Annotated in this window: 13 protein-coding genes; 6 read left to right on the top strand and 7 right to left on the bottom strand. The window is 72.4% G+C overall.

Annotated features, from left to right (window positions below):
* Positions 1-48: 48 nt before the first annotated feature.
* Positions 49-4,275, bottom strand: a complete 4,227-nt coding sequence (locus tag O7619_RS21625) for an FG-GAP-like repeat-containing protein (protein ID WP_282283070.1) — start codon at positions 4,273-4,275, stop codon at positions 49-51.
* Between the two features lie 144 nt (positions 4,276-4,419).
* Between O7619_RS21625 and O7619_RS21620 the strand changes: the two genes are divergently transcribed.
* Together O7619_RS21620 and O7619_RS21615 are read left to right on the top strand one after the other, a co-directional pair.
* Complete coding sequence (locus O7619_RS21620) at positions 4,420-5,610, top strand: cellulose binding domain-containing protein (protein ID WP_282283069.1); 1,191 nt, start codon at positions 4,420-4,422, stop codon at positions 5,608-5,610.
* A gap of 47 nt (positions 5,611-5,657) precedes the next feature.
* Positions 5,658-6,755 carry a glycosyl hydrolase 53 family protein gene (locus O7619_RS21615; RefSeq protein ID WP_282288893.1) on the top strand — a complete coding sequence of 366 codons (1,098 nt, stop codon included), beginning with the start codon at positions 5,658-5,660 and terminating at the stop codon, positions 6,753-6,755.
* Positions 6,756-6,811: 56 nt separating this feature from the next.
* Here the strand turns inward: O7619_RS21615 and O7619_RS21610 are convergent, their stop codons facing one another.
* The 4 genes from O7619_RS21610 to O7619_RS21595 form a co-directional block, all read right to left on the bottom strand.
* Positions 6,812-8,362 (bottom strand): cellulase family glycosylhydrolase, encoded by a 1,551-nt coding sequence (locus O7619_RS21610; protein WP_282283067.1) that lies wholly within the window; start codon positions 8,360-8,362, stop codon positions 6,812-6,814.
* 84 nt (positions 8,363-8,446) lie between these two features.
* Positions 8,447-9,298, bottom strand: coding sequence for a substrate-binding domain-containing protein (locus tag O7619_RS21605; protein WP_282283065.1), 852 nt, complete (start codon positions 9,296-9,298; stop codon positions 8,447-8,449).
* A 20-nt stretch (positions 9,299-9,318) separates the two neighbouring features.
* On the bottom strand, positions 9,319-10,575 hold the full coding sequence (locus tag O7619_RS21600; protein WP_282283063.1) for an ROK family transcriptional regulator: 1,257 nt from the start codon (positions 10,573-10,575) through the stop codon (positions 9,319-9,321).
* A gap of 114 nt (positions 10,576-10,689) precedes the next feature.
* Positions 10,690-12,762, bottom strand: coding sequence for a cellulase family glycosylhydrolase (locus O7619_RS21595; protein ID WP_282283062.1), 2,073 nt, complete (start codon positions 12,760-12,762; stop codon positions 10,690-10,692).
* A gap of 445 nt (positions 12,763-13,207) precedes the next feature.
* Here O7619_RS21595 and O7619_RS21590 point away from each other — a divergent pair, with 445 nt between their 5' ends.
* A complete protein-coding gene (locus O7619_RS21590) occupies positions 13,208-14,281 on the top strand; it encodes a LacI family DNA-binding transcriptional regulator (RefSeq protein ID WP_282283060.1) in 1,074 nt (357 codons plus the stop codon).
* Here the strand turns inward: O7619_RS21590 and O7619_RS21585 are convergent.
* Together O7619_RS21585 and O7619_RS21580 are read right to left on the bottom strand one after the other, a co-directional pair.
* On the bottom strand, positions 14,257-15,504 hold the full coding sequence (locus tag O7619_RS21585) for a PP2C family protein-serine/threonine phosphatase (protein WP_282283059.1): 1,248 nt from the start codon (positions 15,502-15,504) through the stop codon (positions 14,257-14,259). The genes O7619_RS21590 and O7619_RS21585 overlap by 25 nt on opposite strands.
* Before the next feature lie 292 nt (positions 15,505-15,796).
* Positions 15,797-16,639, bottom strand: a complete 843-nt coding sequence (locus O7619_RS21580) for an aldolase/citrate lyase family protein (protein WP_282283058.1) — start codon at positions 16,637-16,639, stop codon at positions 15,797-15,799.
* Between the two features lie 383 nt (positions 16,640-17,022).
* On the opposite strand from O7619_RS21580, the gene O7619_RS21575 reads away from it, so the two are divergent.
* The 3 genes from O7619_RS21575 to O7619_RS21565 are packed head-to-tail and all read left to right on the top strand — an operon-like array spanning position 17,023 to position 21,103.
* Positions 17,023-18,408 carry an FAD-binding protein gene (locus tag O7619_RS21575; RefSeq protein WP_282283057.1) on the top strand — a complete coding sequence of 462 codons (1,386 nt, stop codon included), beginning with the start codon at positions 17,023-17,025 and terminating at the stop codon, positions 18,406-18,408.
* Between the two features lie 17 nt (positions 18,409-18,425).
* On the top strand, positions 18,426-19,895 hold the full coding sequence (locus tag O7619_RS21570) for a dihydroorotase family protein (RefSeq protein WP_282283056.1): 1,470 nt from the start codon (positions 18,426-18,428) through the stop codon (positions 19,893-19,895).
* Between the two features lie 2 nt (positions 19,896-19,897).
* Positions 19,898-21,103, top strand: a complete 1,206-nt coding sequence (locus O7619_RS21565; protein WP_282283055.1) for a CoA transferase — start codon at positions 19,898-19,900, stop codon at positions 21,101-21,103.
* Positions 21,104-21,312 lie beyond the last annotated feature (209 nt).

Below are 21,312 nucleotides of genomic sequence, written 5' to 3'. Positions count from 1 at the left end.
CGGGGCGGGCACGGATCGTCTCCGTGCCCGCCCCGCCGGCGTGGTCGGTCAGGAACAGCGGTTGGCGACGCAGAGCGGCGGGTCCGAGCCGTCGCCGGGGATCGGCGGGCTCGGGTCGCCCGGCAGCGGGGTCGGGTTGCCGGGCGCGGGCCCGCCGGCCGCACCGTCGTTGAACCAGGCCCGGATGCCGCCCTGGTCGTCGAGGACCAGGTAGTCGGCCCGGCGGTCGCCGTTGATCTCGGCGAGTTCCACCCGGCTACCCGGGTAGCCGGCCCCCGAGGCGACCTCACCGAGCGACAGCCAGGCCGAGCCGGGTCCACCCCGGTTGTTGACCCAGGCGCGGATCTGCCCGTACGCGCCGATGACGAGGTAGTCGTCGCGGCGGTCACCGTCGAGGTCGGCGAAGGTGACGGTGTCTCCGGCCGCGCCGACACCGGCGGCCACCTCACCCTGTGCCGTCCAGGCCACGGCGTTGCCGGTGCCGGTGTTCAGCCAGCCCTGGACCTGCCCGAGGTCGCCGAGGACCAGGTAGTCGTCGCGGCCGTCGCCGTTGAGGTCGGCGAACCGCACCCGGTCGCGGGCGCCGGCGCCGGTGGCGACCTGACCCGCTGACGTCCAGGCCACGCCGTTGCCGGTGCCCGTGTTCAGCCACAACCGGACCTGCCCCTGGTCGCCGACGAGCAGGTAGTCGTCGCGGCCGTCGCCGTTCAGGTCGGCGAACCGCACCTGCTCGCGTGGGCCGGCGCCGGCGGCGACCTCGTCCCGCCAGTCCCAGCCGACCCGGTCACCGTCGCGCACGTTGAGCCAGGCCCGCACCTGGCCCTGCGCACCCACCGCGAGGTAGTCGTCGCGGCCGTCGCCGTTGAGGTCGGCCAGGCGTACCTGCTCCCGGCCGACGCCGCTGGTCGCGATCAGGCCCTGCCAGTCCCACGGGTCCGGGCGGCCGTACCTGTCGTTGAGCCAGGCGCGGACCTGCCCCTGCTCGCCGACGACGAGGTAGTCGTCGCGGCCGTCGCCGTTGACGTCGGCCAGGACGAGTTCGGCGCTCGTCGCGCCGACGCCGCCGGCGACGTCGCCCTGATAGATCCACGGCCGCGCGCCGCCGACGTCGTTCAACCAGCCACGGATCTGCGCCTGGTCGCTGACCGTCAGGTAGTCGTCGCGGCCGTCGCCGTCGAGGTCGGCGAACCGGACCCGGTCCCGGGTCGAGTTCACTCCGGAGGCGACCTCGCCCTGGTAACTCCACCCCCAGCCGCCGGCGCCGTACGCGTTCAGCCAGGCCCGCACCTGGCCCTGATCACCGACCACGAGGTAGTCCGCGCGGCCGTCCACGTCGATGTCGGCGAAGCGGACCTGGTCACGGGTGGCGCCGACCCCGGGGGCGACCGTACCCACGGCCGTCCAGGACACCGCGTCGCCGGTGCCGGTGTTGAGCCACGCCTGCACCTGGCCCTGGTCGCCGAGGACCAGGTAGTCGTCGCGGCCGTCGCCGTCGAGATCGGCGAACCGGACCTGGGCGCGGGCGCCAGCGCCCGCGGCGACCTCGCCCCGGAACTGCCAGCCGAAGCCGTCACCGCTACGCCGGTTCAGCCACAACCGGACCTGTCCCTGCTCGCCGACGAGCAGGTAGTCGTCGCGGCCGTCACCGTTGAGGTCGGCGAAGCGGACCTCCTCGCGGGGGCCGGTGCCCGAGGCGATCTCACCCACCCAGTTCCAGCCGGGCGGGCGGGGCCCCTCGGGCGGGTTGCCGGCCGGGCTGCCGCACGGGGAGGAGTCGCCGGCGACCGGGGGCCGGATGAGCCCTTCGGCCAGGGCGTCGGTGACGGCCCGCCCGAACGCGTCGGCCATCTTGCGGTAGCCGGTGTTGTTCGGGTGTAACGAGTCGGTCAGGTCCGCGGTGGTCACCGCGTTCATGCTGACCAGCCGTACCGCCCGTCCTTCGGCGCGCAGCTCGTCGACGATGCCGGGGATGCGGGCGTTGTACTGCTGGATCCGGCTGTTCGTCACGCTCGTCGACGACGGCACGAGCGTGGCCACCAGCACCGTGGTCTCCGGAGCCAGCCGGAGGATGTGCTCGATGAGCGCCTTGAGCCGCGCCGGCGCCGCGGCGAGGTCGACGCCGTACGCCATGTCGTTGGTGCCGATGTGCAGCGTTACCACGTTGGGCCGGTAGCGGCGCACCGTGCAGTCGCCGACGAGCTCGTCGATCTGGCTGATCCGCCACCTCGGGTGCCCTTCGTGGTCGGTGTCGGGCAGTTCTCCGGAGTCCACCGACCCGACGAAGTCCAGCGCACCGGGCTTGGCCGCCAGTTGGTCCCACAGGCGGGCCCGGTAACCGGTCCCGGCCGGGGTGCCACCGACCCCGAAGGTGATGGAGTCACCGAGGGGAAGCACACGCAGGTCCACGTTGCCCGGCGCCGGCGTCGGCACCGGCGGCGGCGCCGGCAACGGGCCGTCCGGATCCTCGGTCATCCCGAGGCTGTACCCGGTGTCGACAGTGGCGCCCGGCACGTTCTGCCGGGCGTAGGGGATGGCGTTCCACCAGGTGAAGGCACCTTCGTACCAGACCCGGTTGTCCCATTTGTAGGTCATGCCCGCCGGCACGCCGTGATAGAGGAACCGGCCCCTCGACCCGGCCGGCACCCCGTTGCGCGCGTCGCCGCCGGGCAGCGCGAAGCTGTGGTGGCCGGGCCCGTCGGCGTTGCGCATGGCACGGGACCCGGACATCATGGTCGCCGCGTTCGAACCGAGCACGCAACCGTTCGACTTGTACCAGTCCCACACGTACGTCGGGTCGCCGCCCGTGCGCAGCCGCAGGTCACCGAGGCAGTACTGGTCGCTCCACGAGCCGTTGGCCGAGTACACGATGTGCAACTGGCCGTTCGGGTCGACGATCGGCTCCGGCCCCTCGTTGACGAAGGGCTCACCGACGACCCGCTCCCACGACTCCCGCGGCTGCGAGATCCGGTACCGCGGCCCGGTCGGGGTGGTGGGGTTGCTCATCCGGGCGAGGTAGAGATTCTGCTCGACGTTCGCGGTGCCCTCCCAGCCCGACCACACGAACCACAGCTGGTTGTCGAAGGTGAACGGCGCCCCGTCGATCGCCCACCTGTCGTCGGGCAGGCTCAGCTTCTGGTGGGCGCCGTAGCCGCTTGTGGGTGACGACGAGCTGATGACGTACATCCGGTGGGCGGCGCCCGCCCCGGCGGAGAAGTAGATGTGGTAGCGGCCACCGACGGCGACGAGTTGCGGCGCCCACAGCTCGGCCAGGCCCGGGTTGCTCCAGACCTTGCGGGGCGGCACGTCGCCCAGCCCGGCCAGGCTCGGCGCCGACCTCGTGTAGAGGCCGTCGCCACCAGACTCCACCGAGTGGTAGGTGTTGCCGACCCGGATCACGCTCGGGTCGGCGCCCCGCACGAACAGCCGCCCCGGGGTGGGCGGCGGCAGCATGTCCGGAAGCGGCCGGCCTTCGACGTTCCAGCCGCGCATCTCCCAGGCGAGCTGCTCCTCCAACTCGATCGCCAGCTCGGCGGCCTCCTCCGCCGCCACCGCGATCGGCGCGCCGAAGACCGCCTGGAGCGCGGGGACCTTGGTGAGGATCCACTGGCCGATGTTCTTCAGCGCGCCCGGCAGATAGTTCTTCGCGAAGCCGGACGCCCACTTCTCCCAGACGAAGCCGACGATCAGGCCGACGATCGTGCGAATGATGATGTCCACCCACGCCCCGCCGGTCGCCAGGTCGCCCGCGAAGGCGTGCGCGATCAGGCCGCTGACGAAACCGGTCATGGCCCCCTGCATCGGGGTGCAGACCAGCGGCACGGTCGCCGCGCCCACCCCGGAGGCCGTGAGCCATCCGATGCACAGCACCCGCAGCCCGTAGCCGGCGAGAGCGCCGACCGTCAGCGCGACGAGCTGGCTCCACCACGACGACGACCGCACCTCCGCGGCCGGCACCGTGATCGTCATCCCGGCACCGTCCGGGGTCAGGGTCAGCGCGCCGTCGAAATCCGGCACCGAGGAGATGTCCAGGGTGGCCACCCCGCCGGGCGGATGATCCCGCAGATCCTTCTTGATCGACGCGCCGAGCCCGCCGTCCTGGCGGATCTCCGCCTGGATCTGCGGTACGACCTGACGGATGACCGCCGGGTCCAGCCCCATGTCCGACGCGGTGAGGGTGAGCGTGAGGTCGGTGGCGGCCCGTGCGGGCGCGGCGCCGACGGCCACCACCATCGCCACGGAGAGCAGGATGGATATCGCGAACCGAAGCTTCTGCACGGCAGTATTCAACCGCCTGGATGTTCTTTCGCCGTGTCGCCGCGATGAACAGTCCCGCAGCGCTGCTCGACAATCGAGGCGCCGTGCTGACCGAGGCGTGAGATACGTTGGCGATCATCGATGTAATACCGGCATCGTCGAGGTATGACAGGCGTCTCTCCGTCCACACTGCTCCGTCGCCTGCGGCCGGGCCCGCTGGCCGCCGTCGTGCTGTCGGCGGCGGTCCTCGGCACCGCCCTCGGCGTCGTGCCGGCGGCGTCCGCCGGCACCGTGGCGTCCGCCGCGTACCCCGGGGTCGCCCCGGCCCCCGGCGGGGCCGCGGTGTCCGTCGCGGACCCGAGCGGAACCCCGCCGTCGACGCCGACCACGGCGCCCAGCACGCCGAACACGTCGCCGTTCCCGCCGACCGCGCCCACGAACCTGACCGCGAGCGAGGTACGGACCGGATCCGTCACCCTCACCTGGACGGCCGCCAAGCCCGGCTGCTGCGCCGTCGTCGGCTACGACATCACGTATTACCAGGTGTTCAGCGACGTCATCTACAGCGCCAGCATCGGGAACGTCACCACCACCACGATCAGCAACTACGTCGGGCCGGGCCGGCAGTTCTCGTTCCGGGTGGCCGCCCGGGACAGCCTGGGACACCGCTCGGCCTGGACGGACACGCTCACCGTGGTCACCCCGGTGACGGACACCGGCCCGGACACCACGCCGCCGAGCGCGCCGCAGAACCTGACCGTCGGCGAGGTGACCGCCTCGACCGGCACGCTGTCCTGGTCGCCGTCGACGGACAACGTCGGCGTGCTCGGATACAACGTCTACCGGTTCGACGGCTGGTTCACCTCCACGCTGATCGCCACCGTGCCGGGAACGACGTACACGGCGTCGCTGCCACCGTCGACGCCGCTGCGGAACCTGTACTACGTCCGGGCGCGGGACGCGGCGGGCAACGTGTCGATCGCGTCCAACACCGTCTCCCTGCCGACGACGTCCACCCCGTCGCCACCGCCGCCCTCGACCTGCCGGGTGACCTACCGGAACCAGTCCGAGTGGCCGGGCGGTTTCGTGGCCACGGTGACGGTCGAGAACACCGGGGCGGCACCGATCGACGGCTGGATCGTCAGCTTCGGCTTCCCGGGCGACCAGCAGGTCACCTCCGCGTGGAACGCCACGGTCGGACAGACCGGCGCCGCCGTCACCGCCCGGAACGTCGACTGGAACCGCGTGCTCGCGTCGAACGGCTCCGCGAGCTTCGGCTTCCAGGGACGGTGGGGCGCCAGCGACGCGCCGCCGACCGCCTTCACGCTCAACGGCGCTCCCTGCGTCGTGGGCTGAGTCCTGTCCAAGAAGGAGTTCCGGTGCGCACACGCCACCCCCGGGCCCTGATCGGGGCCGTCACGGCCGGCGTCCTTGCCGTCTGCGCCACGCTCGGCGGCACGCCCGCGCCCGTCTCCGCCGCGAACACGCTCAGCATGCGGGGTGCCGACGTCTCCTCGTTGCAGCGCAGCCTGGATCTCGGCGCGAGATACTACGACGCCGGCGGCGTCGCCCGTGACCCGCTGGACATCCTGAGGTCCGTCGGCGTCAACTACGTGCGGCTGCGCGTCTGGAACAACCCGGTCAGCGGCTACAACAACAAGAGCAAGGTGTTGGTCCAGGCGAGGGCGGCCCGGGCGAAGGGCCTGAAGGTGCTCATCGACTTCCACTACTCCGACACCTGGGCCGACCCCGGCAAGCAGTACAAGCCGGCCGCCTGGGCCGGGCACAACCTGAGCCAGCTCCGTACCGACGTGTACAACTTCACCTACGACGTCTGCGCCAGCCTCAGCGGGCAGGGCACCCCACCGGACAGCGTGCAGATCGGCAACGAGATCAACGTCGGGATGCTGTGGAACGAGGGCAAGGTCGTGAACAACGACTTCGCCCCGTTGGCCGGCCTGCTGAAGCAGGGCTACAACGCGACCAAGGCGTGCGGCGGCGGCATCCCGGTGATGATCCACACCGCCGACGCCGACAGCAACGCCAACGCCCGCTGGTTCTACGACGGCATCCGGGCCCAGGGCGTGCAGTGGGACATCACCGCCCTGTCGTACTACTGCATGTGGCACGGCAGCCTCGCGAACCTCTACAACAACATCGTCGACCTGCGCGGGCGCTACGGCAGGCCGGTGGTGATCGTGGAGACCGCGTACCCCTTCACCCGGGCCAACGCGGACAGCGAGCCGAACGCCATCGGCGACGCCACCTGCGACGGCATCGGGGCGACCTGGACCGGGCAGGCCCAGGAGTTCGACTGGGTCCAGAACACGGCCCGCAACGCCGGGGCCATCGGCGTCTTCTACTGGGAGCCGACCTGGTACGCCGTCCGGGGTAACGGCTGGGACCCGGCGAACATCAACGGCACCGGGAACCAGTGGGACAACATGGCCGTTTTCGACTGGTCCGGCCGGATCAACCCGAACGTGCGCTGGACGCCCTGACCGGCTGCGGGGGTGGGCGCGGCGTCGCCGTACCCACCCCCACGGATGAGGTTTCCCTACGGGGTCACGGTGAGCAGGTGAGCGCGGTAGCCCTCGCCGTAGCTCTTCGTCGGGGTGCCGGTGTAGTCCTCGATCAGCACGTTGCCGCCGCTGCAACCCCACGGGTTCCAGGTCCACGCGGTGTAGCCCAGCCGGTTGCGGTCCAGCCAGGTCATCAGCCGGTCGATGTAGTCGTGGGCGCACGTGTCCTGGCCGATCTCACCGGCGTGCACCGGCACCTGCGCGGCCACCGCGCCGATCTGGCTGTCCCAGCAGGTCTCGGTGACGCAGGCGTTGAAGTTGTACGAGTGCCACGAGGCCACGATGTTGTCGCGCGGGTCCGTCGGCTTGTAGGTCAGCCACTGGGACAGGTCGTTGGTCCAGGTCAGGCCGGGCACCAGCAGCACGTTGGTGGCGCCGGTGGCGCGTACCGCGTCGACCAGTTCCTGCATGCCGGCGACCGGGTAGGTGATGCCGGTGCACGTGCCGCCGTCGCGCAGGCACTTCCAGGCGGCGGTCATGTCGGACCAGTTGTTGGCGGCGTCCGGGTAGGGCTCGTTGAACAGGTCGAACAGCACCGCGTCGTTGCCCTTGAACGCGTTCGCCACGCCGGTCCAGAACTGCGGCGTGTACTGCCGGCTCGGCATCGGCTTCTGGCAGGTGGCGTTCACGTCGGAGCAGGCCGAGATGTTGCCGGTGTACTGGCCGTGGGTCCAGTGCAGGTCGAGGATCGGGTTGATCCCGTTGGCGACGAGCAGCTTCGCGTAGTCCTTGACCGCCTGCTGGTAGGTGGCGCCGCTGGGTGAGCCGGAGAGACCCAGCCAGCAGTCCTCGTTGAGCGGGATCCGGACCGCGCGGATGTGCCACGCCTTCATCGCGTCGACGGACGCCTGGTCGACCGGCCCGCTGTCCCACATGCCCTTGCCCTGTACGCAGGCGAACTCACCGCTGGACCGGTTGACGCCGAGCAGGCGGTAGGTGGCGCCGCCCGCCGTCTCCAGCCGGTTGCCGGAGACGCGCAGGCTCGGCGCGGCCCCGCCCGGCGGGGTGGTGGTCGGGGGAGTGGTGGTCGGCGGCGTGGTCGTGGGCGGGGTGGTGGTCGGCGGCGTCGTGGTCGGTGGGCCGGTGGGCGTCGTCGTCGGGGACGGGCTGACCGAGCCGGTGCAGGTCGTGCCGTTGAGCGCGAACGAGGTGGGTACGGGGTTGGCGCCGCTCCACGATCCGTTGAAGCCGATGGTGGTCGAAGCGCCGGTGGCCAGGGAGCCGTTCCAGCTCAGGCTGGCCGCCGAGACCCGCGCGCCGGACTGGGACCAGGTGGCGCTCCAGCCCTGGGTGACCCGCTGGGTGGCGGTGGGGAAGTCGAACGTCAGGGTCCAGCTCGTGAGCGCGGAGCCGAGGTTGGTGATGGCGACGTTGCCGGTGAATCCGCCGGTCCACTGGCTCTGCACGGTGTAGGCGACCGTGCATCCGGTGGTCGCGGCCGAGGCGGGCAGGGTGACCGCGACCATGCTGGCGGCGACAAGCGTGCCGGCGGCGGCCGATGCCAGCAGGGCATGACGACGTGTCATTGATGCTCTCCTGAGTGCTAGAGGGGAGCGTCGATGGGAGCGCGTCTCGGAGCTTTGTTTATTAACCTCACTAAGTCAAGCTGATCAATGTGCTGGCCGGGGCGCGGCGGTCGTCCCCCGGGCGACCACGGTCTCGGTGTCGCACCACCGTTGCGGCACCGCCTCGCCGCCGACGAGCCGCAACACGGACTCGCCCACCAACCCGCCGAACGTGTGCACGTCCAGGCTCATCGTGGTGAGCGCGGGCGAGGCCAGGCGGCAGAGGCTGGAGTCGTCCCAGGCGATGAGGCTGACGTCGTGGGGCACCCGACGGCCCGACTCGGTGGCCGCGCGCAGGCCCGCGACCGCCATCAGGTCGTTGTCGTAGATGATCGCGGTGGGTGGCTCGGGGGCGTCCATCAACCGGGCGGTCCACGTCGCCCCGGACTCCTCCGAGTAGTCGCCCTCCACGACGACGACGTCGACCGCGGCCCCCGCCGCAGCCGAGCGCATGGCGGCCGTGCGGGTGCGGGTGTGCAGGAGGGCGCCGGGCCCGGTGACCCGGGCGATCCGGCGGTGCCCGAGGTCGACCAGGTGCGCCAGGGCCGCCCGCATCGATCCGACGTCGTCCCGGCGTACCGCCGGGGTGTCGGGGGTCGGCTCACCCGCCACCACGACGGGCAGGCGGAGGTCCCGCAGCACCCCCGGCCGGGTGTCGTCGGCCGACGGGTTCACCAGCACCACCGCGTCGACCAGGCGCTGCCGTGCCCACCTGCGGTAGGCCTCGATCTCGGCGGCGTGGTGCGCGACGACGTGCAGCAACACCGATCGCCCGTGCTCGGCGAGCCGTTCCTCGATGCCCGCGATGAACTCCATGAAGAACGGCTCGGCGCCGAGCAGGCGGGGCGGCCGGGCGAGCACCAGGCCCACCGCGCTCGTCCGCCACACGTCGTCCATTCCGCGCGCCTCCCGGTTCGTCAGCTCGCCGACTCGGTCGGTCGGCCCCGCTCCGGCGGGCGTGGACCATAACCCAGCGGGACGAGTTCGGATTCGAGGACCAGGGCGGCGGCTCCGACGGCCGACGCGGTGGCGGCGGACCGGGAGAGGCGGACGTCGACGGTGTGCGTGCCCCGGGAGAAGGAGGCGCGCAGCTCGTGCCGGACGATCGGGAGATACACCGACCCGGCGGCGGCCAGGCTCGGCCCGGTCAACACGAGCACCTCCAGGTCGATCAGGTTCGCCAGGGTCCGGGCGGCCACGCCGACGTGCCGGGCGGACCGCTCCAGCAACGCCAGCGCGTGCGGCTCGCCCCGTCGCGCGGCGCGGCTGATCGCGGCGAAGTCGGCGACCACCGAGGGCCGCCGGGCCGGGACGGCGAGACCCGTCGCGCGGGCCGCCGCCGGGTCCGACCGGGCGGCGGCGACCACCGCGGCCGGCCCGGCCAGCGCCTCCACGCACCCCTGGGCGCCGCACCAGCACCGTGGTCCGTCGGCGGCCACGCACACGTGCCCCAACTCGCCGACGTTGCCGCTCGGCCCCCGGTAGGTGACGCCGCCGATGACCAGTCCGGCGCCGATGCCGGTGCCCATGTAGAGCGCGGCGGCCGAGGTGGCGGCGCCGAACCCGCCCGTCCAGTGCTCGCCGAGCGCCGCCGCGGTCGAGTCGTTGTCCAGCACCACCGGCAGCGCCGTCACCTGCCCCAGCGCCGAAGCCAGCGGAAACCCGGTCCACTGCCGCATGGCCGGGGCCGGGCCCGCGTCCGGCGGGCCGCCGATGCCCCGGGCGGCGTCGACCGGGCCGGGAAACACCAGGCCGACACCGAGGATCCGGGCCGGTTCCACGCCGACGCCGTCGATCAGCGCGGCGATCTCGGCGGCGATCCGTGCGACGACGACCGCGGGTTTCTCGGCGCCGGCGCCCGGGCGGGAGATCCGGGCCACCACCGTGCCGCCGAGGTTGGTCAGGGCGTACGTGATGACGCCGTGGTCCAGGTGCACGCCGACGGCGTACCGGGACGTGTGGTCGAGCTGGAGCAGGACCGGCCGCTTGCCCCCGGTCGACTTCGCATGACCGGTCTCGACCACCAGGCCCTCGTCGATCAGCTTCCGGACCAGGTTGGAGATCGTCGGCGCGGTGAAGCCGGTGGTCTTGATCAGGCCGACCCGACTGATCGTGCCGGCCGCCCGGATCGCGTCGAGAACGACTGACTTGCTGCTCGCTGCTGGTCCGCTCACTGCTTCTCTGCCACGGCTGGTGGGTCGGCCGAGGGAAGCATACAGGGATCCCGATGCCGTGGGGCCCGCCGACGGCGGTGCCGCGGCGGGACAATTCCGCGGCACCGCCGGGCATCAGGTGGCGGCGCCGGTCACGGTCGTGCCGGCCTTGGTGATGCGGTACGAGATCTTCGTGCCGCTCCAGAAGTGGAAGGTGAGGGTGACGGTGCCGTCGTTCACCTCGGCGAAGAACTCCGGCTTCAGGATGATGGTGCCGGCGGTGTAGTCGGGTTGGAAGTTGCTCCAGAACTCCTTGTACGGCGTCCAGTTGGCCGGGCCGGCGGGGCTGCCGTCGGCGTAGGTGGCCTCCATGGTGGCGAGCTGGTCGCCGCGGAACTGGGTGGGGATGGCGAAGGAGCTGGTCGTGCCGGTGGCGGCGGACTGGGTGGGCGGCTCGGAGCTGATGATGTCGATCCGCCAGGGCACGCCCTGGGAGAAGCGGGCCTCGATGCTGGAGTTGACGCCGTACGCCCGGTTGCCGGCCAGGCGGGTCAGCGCCGCCGACGTGAGCGTGACGGTGTTGCCGGAGACGGTGTAGTCGGCGCCGTTGGCCAACTGCGTGCCGCCCTGCCAGAGACCGCGGAACGTCAGGCCGTTGAGGTTGAGCGTGACCGACCTGGCGCTGATCGTGCCGGTGCGCGGCACGTACACCTGGTCGGTGGAGGCGGTGCCGGAGCGGGTGGTCCAGCTCGCCTTGAGCATGTCGTACACGCCCTGGTCGCGCCAGCGCAGCTCGGCGCGGTTCAGGAACTGGCCGGCGTCCCACAGCATCGTGGTCAGGTTGCGCGTGCGGGCGTGGTAGCCGACCGCTTCGAGGTATTTCAGGAACTCACCCCGTTCGATGATGCCGGGTCGGGTGTGGTCCCAGGCGAGCAACGCCCACTCGCCGATGATGACCGGGATGCCGTGGGCGACGAAGGTGTCGTGGACCCGGTCGAACGTGCCGACGAGGTCCTGCTCCACGTTCGTGTCGTAGCGGGTGCCGCCGGCGATGTTCACGCTGAACGGCCACCATCCGTAGAAGTGCACGGTGGCGGCGAGGTTGGGGTCGTTGAGCTGGTCGATGCCGGCGGCGAGCGCGTCCAGTCGGGCCTGCTCGCCGCTCGTGTGCAGGGTGGGCAGGACCAGCAGCCGGGTGGCGTTGTTGCCGCCGGTCGCGCGCACGAGGCGGACGAACTCGGCGTTGAGTTCCCGCGTCGCGGTGTCACCCTGCTCGTCGGTGATGTCGGCGAACTGCGGCTCGTTGACGCTCTCGAAGACCAGCTTCGGTGAGTAGCCGCGGAACGTCGTGGCGAGCTGCGTCCAGAGCGCCCGGTAGCGGTTCGTCACGCCCGTCCGGTCGGCGGGATAGGTGTTGATCCACTGCCAGGAGTCGTGGTGCAGGTTGATCATCACGTAGAGGTCCTCGGCGAGGGACCAGTCGACGATCTGGCGGACGCGGTTCAGCCACGTCGCGTCGATGGTGTAGTCGGGCGCCGGGCCGTGGTGGTTGCTCCACGTGATCGGGAGCCGGATGCTGCGGTAGCCCTGGGACCGTACGTGTCGCAGGAGCGCCTGGGTGGTCAGGGGGTTGCCCCAGGCGGTCTCGTCCGGGATGGCGTCGAGGGTGTTGCCGAGGTTCCAGCCGGGTTGCATCGCGGCCACCGTGGCCATCGGGTCGCCGGTCGGGGGCGGCGTGGTCGGTGGCGTCGACGGCGAGGTCGTGGGCGTCGGGGTGGGGGAGGGCGTCGACGACGGGCTCGCGGTCGGTGACGGCGTGCCCCCGGTGCCGGTGCAGGCGACGCCGTTGAGGGTGAAGGCGGCCGGCGCGGTGTTGCTGCCCGACCACGACCCGTTGAAGCCGAACGACACGGTGGCGTTCGTGCCGATGGCGGCGTTGTAGCTGACGTTGGTCGCGGTGACCTGGCTGCCCGACGAGGTGACCGTGGTGTTCCACGCCTGGGTCACCCGCTGCCCGGACGGAAACGTCCACCCCACCCGCCAGCCGTTGACCGGGTCGCCGAGGTTCGTCACGTCCACCGCGGCGGTGAACCCGCCCGGCCACTGGGACGACACCGCGTACGACACCCGGCAGCCAGCGGCTGCCTGGGCGCCGACCGGCACCATGATCGATGCCACAAGCACCGCTGCCACGCTGCCGGCGAGCATGCCGACACGGAGGCGAGTTCTTCGTATGCGCTGCAGACTCATCGCGTTCTCTCTTGCCGTTGTGGGCGGCGCCACGGGTCGATCGCCGGCCCGGGCGGCGCGGTTCGGTTGCGGTGCCGTGGCGGTCTCCGCCCGGACGCGAGCGGAGACGCGCGCGACGCGCGCAGGGTGGTTCTCGCGGACGCTGCCCTCTGCCTCCGCCGAAACGCCGCACGGCTCCCGCAGCCGAAGAAACTTTCCATCATGGAGCGAAAGTTTCGGCCCGAACGCTACGCCCCTCCCTGATGAGCGTCAATGCGTGACTCCCCTGGCCCGCGGACCGGAAAAGCCGTCATCCCCGCCGAGAAAGTTTCCGGGCACGGCCGGCGGCGGTGCGGCGCGCAGACCGGACAGGGCGATATCCTTGCGACGCCGACCCGCCGGGACCGGCGTGGGAGGAGTCAGGTTGTCGCACGCCGAGCCGGACAAGGCGGTCGCCGAGCGGGCCGACGCGAGCGGCGCCCCCGGCCGACCGGTGACGATCTCCTATATCGCGGAGACCGCCGGGGTGTCGGTCCCGACCGTATCGAAGGTCATCAACGGGCGTTCCGGTGTGGCCTCCGAGACGCGGGCCCGCGTCGAGGCGCTGATCAACCGGTACGGCTACCGCCGGCCGACCGCGTCCACCCGCAGCAACCTGGTCGAGCTGGTCTTCGACCAGTTGGAACACATGTGGGGCGTCGAGGTCATCCGCGGCGTGGAGCGGGTCGCCCGGGAGAACCGGGTGGGCGTCGTGCTGACCGAGTTCGGGCCGGGGCGCAGCGCGGTCCGCTACTGGATCGACGACACCCTGGCCCGCCGGCCGGACTGCGTCATCTCCGTCGCCCAGCTCTCCAGCGAGCAACGCGACCAGCTCCGCGCCCGGGGCATCCCCTTCGTCGTCTTCGATCCCACCGGCGAGCTGCCCGACGGCGTCCCCTTCGTCGGAGCGACGAACTGGGCGGGTGGCCGGTCGGCCACCCGGCACCTGATCCACCTGGGACACCGCCGGATCGGGATGATCGTCGGCCGGGACCGGATCCTGTGCTGCCGCGCGCGCCTCGACGGCTACCGCTCCGCGATGGAGGCGGCCGAGCTGCCGGTCGGCGCCGACCTGGTGGAGCGGGCCGAGCTGACCGTCGAGGGCGGCCGGGTCGCCGCGCTGCGTCTACTCGGCCGCACCGACCGCCCGACGGCGATCTTCGCCAGCAACGACCTCCAGGCGGTGGGCGTCTACCACGCCGCGCGCCAGCTCGGGCTGCGGATCCCGGCCGACCTGAGCGTGGTGGGCTTCGACGACCTGCCCATCGCCGCGCTCGTCGATCCGCCCTTGACCACGGTCCACCAGCCGCTGGCCCAGATGGCGGTGGCCGCGACCGAGCTGGCGCTCGCACTCGGGCGCGGCGAGCGGACGCCGAGCACCGGGATCGAGCTGGCGACCACGCTCACCACGCGGAGCAGCACGGCCGCCCCCGGTCACGACTCCGTCAGCAACGGGTGACGCGCCGTCGCGGCCAGCGGCTCCAGGTCCGAGCGGTCGGGCGCCGGGCTGCGCCATTCGGCGAGCAGCACGGTCGCGTCGTCCTGGAGGCAGTCGTCCTGATGTTCGAGGATCGCGTGCACGAGCCGGCGGGCGGTCTCGGGCAGCGGGAGGTGGTCGGCGAACGCCTTGGTGGTGAACTGCACCAGCCGCTCCATGCCGAAGGCCTCGCCGTCGGGTGTGCGGGCCTCGATGATGCCGTCGGTGTAGAGCAGCACGTGGTCGCCGGGCTCGAGGGGCTCCTCGACGACCACCGGCGGACGGCGGTCGCCGAGGGTGACCGGTAGGGCGGTCGGGGTGGGGAGGACCTTGGCGACCCGGCCGTCGCGCAGCACGATGCCGCTCGGGTGACCCGCCGAGATGACCCGGAGGACGCCGCTGCGCTGGTCGAGTTCGGCGAGCACTGCGGTGATCATGCCGTACCGGTCGTGGGCCCGGACCGTGTCGTCGATGAGGTGGTAGGTGTCGGTCAGGTCCAGGCCGGTCCGGCGGGCGTTGCGGTAGGCGGCCAGGGCGATGGACACGAGCACCACCGCGCGCATCCCACCACTGGAGCCGTGGCCGGCGGCGTCGAAGAGCGCCAGGTGCGCGGTGTCGCCGTTGACCGCGTAGTCGAACGCGTCACCACCCACGTCGTAGCACGGTTCGAGGATGCCGCTGATGATCAAATGCCCGGTGGAGAAGGTCAGCGGCGGCAGTTGCGCGCGGAGCATCTCCGCCGCAAGCTGCATCGGTTGCCGCCGTCGGATCAGCTCGATCCGGTCGCTGTACAGGCTGCGCGTGGTGATCAGTTCGGCGAGCAACGTCGCGACCGCGCCGCAGTCGTCGAGACCGTCGTCGCTCAACGGGGCGTCGGCGACGACCTCGAGCACGCCCATGCGTTCGCTGCCGTCGACCACCGGCACCCAGACCCGTACGCCGTCGTCGCCGCTGCCGCCGACGTACGTCGACGCGGTGCTGAAGGCGCGTCCGGCGAGGGTGCCGTCGACGTCGATCGGCTCGCGGGCCGGTGCGCTGCCGCCCAGCAGCGGCAGCAGCAGCCGCTGCTGGTGGTCGACCAGGTAGATCACCAGCACCCGCGCGTCCAGCAGGGGCGCGGCCCGCATCGCCATCTCCGGGAGGTCGTCCGGGCGGGCGTGGTGCGACTGCTGCAGCAACTGCCGCAGCGACTCCAGGCTGCTCACGCGCGTCCTCTCCGGCGTCACCCCAGGGGACAGGGTGGCTCAGCCATTAGACAGGACGGTACCGACAGCAGGGCCGGCGGTCAGGGGCAGAACGTGCCGACGACCTCGGCGGCCACCCGGGTCAGGGTGTCGCCGCGTCGACGGTCAGCGGGTCGCTCGGATTACCCCGCGCGGTGCGGACCGTGGCCGACGCCGTGAGGCCGGCCGGGCGGACCATGTCGCGGTGCCGGCGATCAGGCTCATCCGGAAACCGGGGGTGGTTCGGCGAGCACGGCATGCCCGTGACGTGTGGTCACCTTGTTCCTCCTGGTGGCGGTGCGGTCGGTTCGACCATGTCGAGGACGAGCCGGGCCCGGCGTACCACCGCGGGGTCGACGAACCGGCCGTCGGCGTCGAGCACGGCCACCTCGCCGGCTTCCTCGGCGTGCGCGGCGGCGGACACGACGGCCCGCGCGGCCGTCACCTCGGCGGCGGTCGGGGTGAAGACCTCGTGCACGACCGGGATCTGTCGGGGATGGACCACCGAGCGGCCGACGAAGCCGGCGGCCCGGGCCCGTTCGGTGCTGGCGCGCAGGCCGGCGAGGTCGGCGACGTCGGTGTAGACGCTCTGCACGGGCGAGGGGAGCCCGGCGGCCCGGGCCGTGACCACCACCCAGCCGCGCGCCCAGGCCAACCCGTCGTCGCCGGTCACCCGCAGGTCGGCCGAGAGATCGGCCTCGCCCAGCCCGAGTCCCGCGACCAGGGGGTGCGCGGTGGCCAGCTCGGCGGCCCGGGCCAGCCCGGCGGCGCTCTCCAGGAGGAGTTGCAGCGGCAGCCCCGCGCGGCTGGCGGCCTGGCGGATCACCTCCGGGTCCTCGCAGCGCGGCACCCGCAGACCGGCCAGGCGGAGCCCGGCCAGCGCGTCGATGTCGGCCTCGCCCCAGGGCCCGGCCGGGTCGTTCACCCGCACCCACACCTGCCGCTCGTGGGCGCCCTGGGCGGCCAGCCGCAGCGCCGTGTCCCGGGCCGCCGCCTTCGCCGCCGGCGGCACCGCGTCCTCCAGGTCGACGACCACCGCGTCGGCGCCGGCGGCGAGCGCCTTCGCCACCCGGTCGGCGCGGTGGCCGGGCACGTAGAGCCAGGATCGTGGGGTCACTCGGGCAGCCCGCCGGACCAGCCCAGCGACACGGTCGCCGTCTCGGTGCCCTGACTCTCTGCCACGTGCCATCTCCCGGTGCGCTGTTCCCGTCAGCGGAACACAATTTCAGCACCGGCTGAGTGGATGGTCAACCCCCAAAAACGCCTCCAAGCTGCAATGAGGAAGATAAATAGGCTAGCCCTTGACCAGGTAGACGGGCAGTGCCAACATCATGCCCCATACGATGTTCCGTGCTGCGGAACGCGGTCACCCCCGGGAGCTGGCGCCATGAGGAAGACCAGGACCCTGAGCCTGCCGCTGGCCCTCGCCGTATTCGGCGGGTCGGGACCCGCCGGCACGCTCGTCGCGCCGCTCGCCACCATCGTGGCCCAGGGGACCCCGTGACCGGGCCGCCCGGGCCCGACCTCGTGGTCGCCGGCGCCGGCGGCGGCCTGGTGGCCGCGCTGCGCGCCGCCCAGCTCGGCCTCGACGTGCTGGTGGTGGAGGCCAGCGAGCACTTCCGCCGGGGCAACAACACCTCGATGTCGACCGCGATGATCCCGGGCGCCGGCTCGCGCTGGCAGCGGGCGGCCGGCATTGACGACTCGGCCGAGATGTTCGCCGCGGACGTCGCCGGCAAGACCAAGGGCCAGGGCGACGAGCGGCTCGCCCGCGCGCTCGGCGCGGTGAGCGCCGAGCTGGTCGAGTGGCTGACCGACCACGTCGGGCTGGAGCTGTCCCTGGTCACCGACTTCCACTACCCGGGTCACTCGGTCGACCGCTGCCACACCGTCGAGGGCCGGCACGGCACCGTCCTGCTCGACCACCTGGTCCAGCGGGTGAGCCGGGCCGGCATCGACCTGCTGGTGCCGGCCCGCCTGGTCGACGTGCTGGTGGACGGCGACGGGGTGTCCGCCGCCGTGGTCGAGCGGCCGGACGGCGCCCGGGAGGAGATCCCGACCCGGGCGGTGCTGCTGGCCACGAACGGCTACGGCGCGGACCGGGCACTCGTCGCCGAGCACCTGCCGGAGATCGCCCGGGCGGTCTACCACGGCAGCGAGACGTCCCGCGGCGACGCGCTGCGGATCGGGGCCGCGCTCGGCGCGCAGAGCGCCTTCCTCGACGCCTACCAGGGGCACGCCGCGCTCTCGGCGAGCGCCGCGACGCTCGTCGGCTGGGCGACCGTGATGCACGGCGGCTTCCTGCTGGACGCCACCGGCCGGCGGTTCGGCGACGAGACCACCGGCTACTCCGAGTACGCCGCCGCGCTCGCGGCCCGCCCGGACGCGGCCGGCTGGCTGGTGCTCGACCGCCGGATCCACGACGCCTGCCTGGCGTTCACCGACTTCCGGCAGAGCGTGGAGTCGGGCGCGCTGCGGGAGGCCCCCGACGCCGCCGCCCTGGCGTCGGTGACCGGGCTGCCGGCCGAGGCGGTGGACGCGGAACTCGCCGAGACCGCCGCGGTGGCCCGGGGCGAGCGCGCCGACCGGTTCGGCCGCGCCGTCTTCGAGGCCCCGCTGGAACCGCCGTACCTCGTCGCCCGGGTGGTGCCGGCGCTCTTCCACACCCAGGGCGGCCTGGTGGTCGACGAGCACGCCCGGGTGCTGCGCGCGGACGGCGGGCCGATCCCCGGGCTGTACGCCTCGGGCGGCGCCGCGGCCGGCATCTCCGGTCACGGCGCGGCCGGTTACCTCGCCGGCAACGGCCTGCTGCCCGCGCTCGGCCTCGCCTACCTCGCGGCGAACCACGTCGCCGCCACCGGGCGGTCCCGCACCACGCACGCCTGAACCACGGAAGGAACCGCATGAAACCGCTGGAGACTTTGATCAAGAACGTCACCGTGGTACGCCCCGACGCCGGCTCGCCGGAGGGCGACCGGCTCGACATCGGCCTCGCCGGTGGCAAGGTGGTGCGGTTGGCGGCCGACATCCCGGCCGACGAGGCGCAGGTCGTGGTGGACGGTCGCGGCCGGTTCGCGTACCCGGGCGCGGTCGACGCGCACCAGCACTGGGGGATCTACAACCCGCTGGCCGAGGACACCGCCACGGAGAGCCGCGCCAGCGCGCAGGGCGGTGTGACCACCGGGCTGACCTACATGCGGACCGGGCAGTACTACCTGAACCGGGGCGGCTCGTACGCGGAGTTCTTCCCGCACGTGCTCGCCGCGTCGGAGGGCCGGTCGTTCATCGACTACGGTTTCCACCTCGCGCCGATGATGCGGGAGCACATCGACGAGATCCCGTCGATCGTGGAGAACTTCGGCGTCACCTCCTTCAAGATCTTCATGTTCTACGGCAGCCACGGGCTGCACGGGCGTTCCACCGACCAGAGTTCGTTCCTGATGATCCCGCCGGAGGAGCGCTACGACCTGGCGCACTTCGAGTTCGTGATGCGCGGCGTGCAGGCGGCGCGGGAGAAGCTGACCGAGGCCGCCCCGCACGTGTCGCTGTCGCTGCACTGCGAGACCGCGGAGATCATGACCGCCTACACCAGGCTGGTCGAGCAGGACCCGTCGCTGTCCGGCCTGGCCGCCTACAGCGCGTCCCGACCGCCGCACTCGGAAGGGCTCGCGGTGTCGATCGCGGCGTTCCTGGCCGACGAGACCGGACTGCCCACCATCAACCTGCTGCACCTGTCCTCGCGCAAGGCGCTGCGGGCCGCGATGCTGATGGCGAAGACGTTCCCGCACGTCGACTTCCGCCGCGAGGTGACGATCGGTCACCTGCTGGCCGACGTGGACACCGCGCACGGGCTGGGCGGCAAGGTGAACCCGCCGCTGCGCCCGCGGGAGGACGTGGAGGCGCTCTGGGAGTACGTGCTCGACGGCAGCGTCGACTGGGTGGTCAGCGACCACGCCTGCTGCAAGGACGAGATGAAGTTCGGCGACCCGCGCGACGACGTCTTCGCCGCGAAGTCCGGCTTCGGCGGCGCCGAGTACCTGGTGCCCGGCCTGGTCTCCGAGGGGCGCCGGCGGGGCCTGTCGCACCAGCGGATCGCCCAGCTCATCGCGTGGAACCCGGCCCGCCGCTACGGCCTGCCGGGCAAGGGCACCATCGGGGTCGGCTTCGACGCCGACCTGTGCCTGGTGGAGAACGCCAGTTGGACCGTGCGCGCGGCCGACTCGGCGTCGACCCAGGAGTACACGCCGTTCGAGGGGTTCGAGATCGGCGCGCGGGTCACCGACACGTGGGTCCGGGGGCGGCGGGTGCTCGACGCCGGCACCGTCGTCGGCCCGCCGAGCGGCCGTTACGTCCACCGTCCGTACCAGGGGTGACCATGTCCGACGGAACCGACGGGCCGCTCGCCGGCCTGCGCGTGCTCGACGTGTCGACGATCCTGGCCGGTCCGCTCGTGGCGCAGGTGCTCGGCGACTTCGGCGCCGAGGTGATCAAGATCGAGCATCCGGGTCGGGGCGACGGCATGCGCGGGCACGGGCTGGCCAAGGACGACCAGCCGCTGTGGTGGAAGATGATCGCCCGCAACAAGCGGACCGTCGGGCTCTATCTCGGCGATCCGGCCGGAGCGGAGATCTTCCGGAAGCTCGCGGCCACCGCCGACGTGGTGATCGAGAACTTCCGGCCCGGCACGCTGGAACGCTGGGGACTCGGCTACGACGTGCTCTCGGCCGACAACCCGGGGCTGGTCCTGCTGCGGGTCACCGGCTTCGGCCAGTCCGGCCCGTACGCGGCGCGGCCGGCGTTCGGCACGCTTGTCGAGTCGATGAGCGGGTTCGCCCACCTGACCGGCGAGCCGGACGGCCCGCCGACGCTGCCGGCGTTCGGCCTGGCCGACTCGATCGCCGGCATGGCGGGCGCGGCGGCGGTCTCGATGGCGCTGTTCCAGCGGTCGAAGGACGGTCGCGGGCAGGAGATCGACCTCGACCTGCTCAGTCCGATCATGACCGCGGTCGGGCCGGGCGTGATCTACGCCGACCAGCTCGGCGTCGACCAGCAGCGCACCGGCAACCGGTCGGCGAACAACGCCCCGCGCAACACCTACCGCACCGCCGACGGGCACTGGGTGGCCGTGTCCACCAGCGCCGGCAGCATCGCACGGCGGGTGCTGACGCTCGTCGGCCACCCCGAGGTGATCGACGAGCCGTGGTTCGCCACCGGCCGCCAGCGGGCCCAGCACGCCGACCTGCTCGACGGTTACGTGGGGGAGTGGATCGGGGCGCGGACCCGCGACGAGGTGCTGCGCGGGTTCGCGGAGGCGGGGGCGGCGGTGGGGCCGGTCTACGCGCCGAGCGAGCTGCTCGACGATCCGCAGGTGCGGGCGTTGGAGCTGGTGACCACCGTGGACGACCCGGACCTGGGCCCGATCCGGATGCAGAACGCGCTGTGGCGGATGAGCCGTACGCCGGGCCGGATCCGGTTCACCGGGCGGGCGCTGGGCGCCGACACCGACGCGGTGGTCGGCGAGGAGTTGGGTCTGTCGGCGGCGGAGCTGGCGGCCCTGCGGGAGCGCGGCGTGCTCGGTTAGTTCCGCCGAGCGGAACGACGAGGGTCGACATTGACACGGGAAGCCGGTGCCCGGCCCCCGCGGCGACGACGAGCAGCACCGCGACCATCACCACGACCATGGCGACGAGCGGCGCGGGCGGCTGGCGGTCGTCGCCGTCGGGCGGTCGCGGGGACGGTGTTCCTGAGCGCCGTGCGACACGCCGAACGCGAAGAAATTTTTCGTCCGGC

The sequence above is a fragment of the Micromonospora sp. WMMD998 genome (genome assembly GCF_029581235.1).
Taxonomy (GTDB): Bacteria; Actinomycetota; Actinomycetes; order Mycobacteriales; family Micromonosporaceae; genus Micromonospora.
Note: the sequence above shows the minus strand (reverse complement) of the source record. Positions and strands in the feature narration are given on the sequence as shown.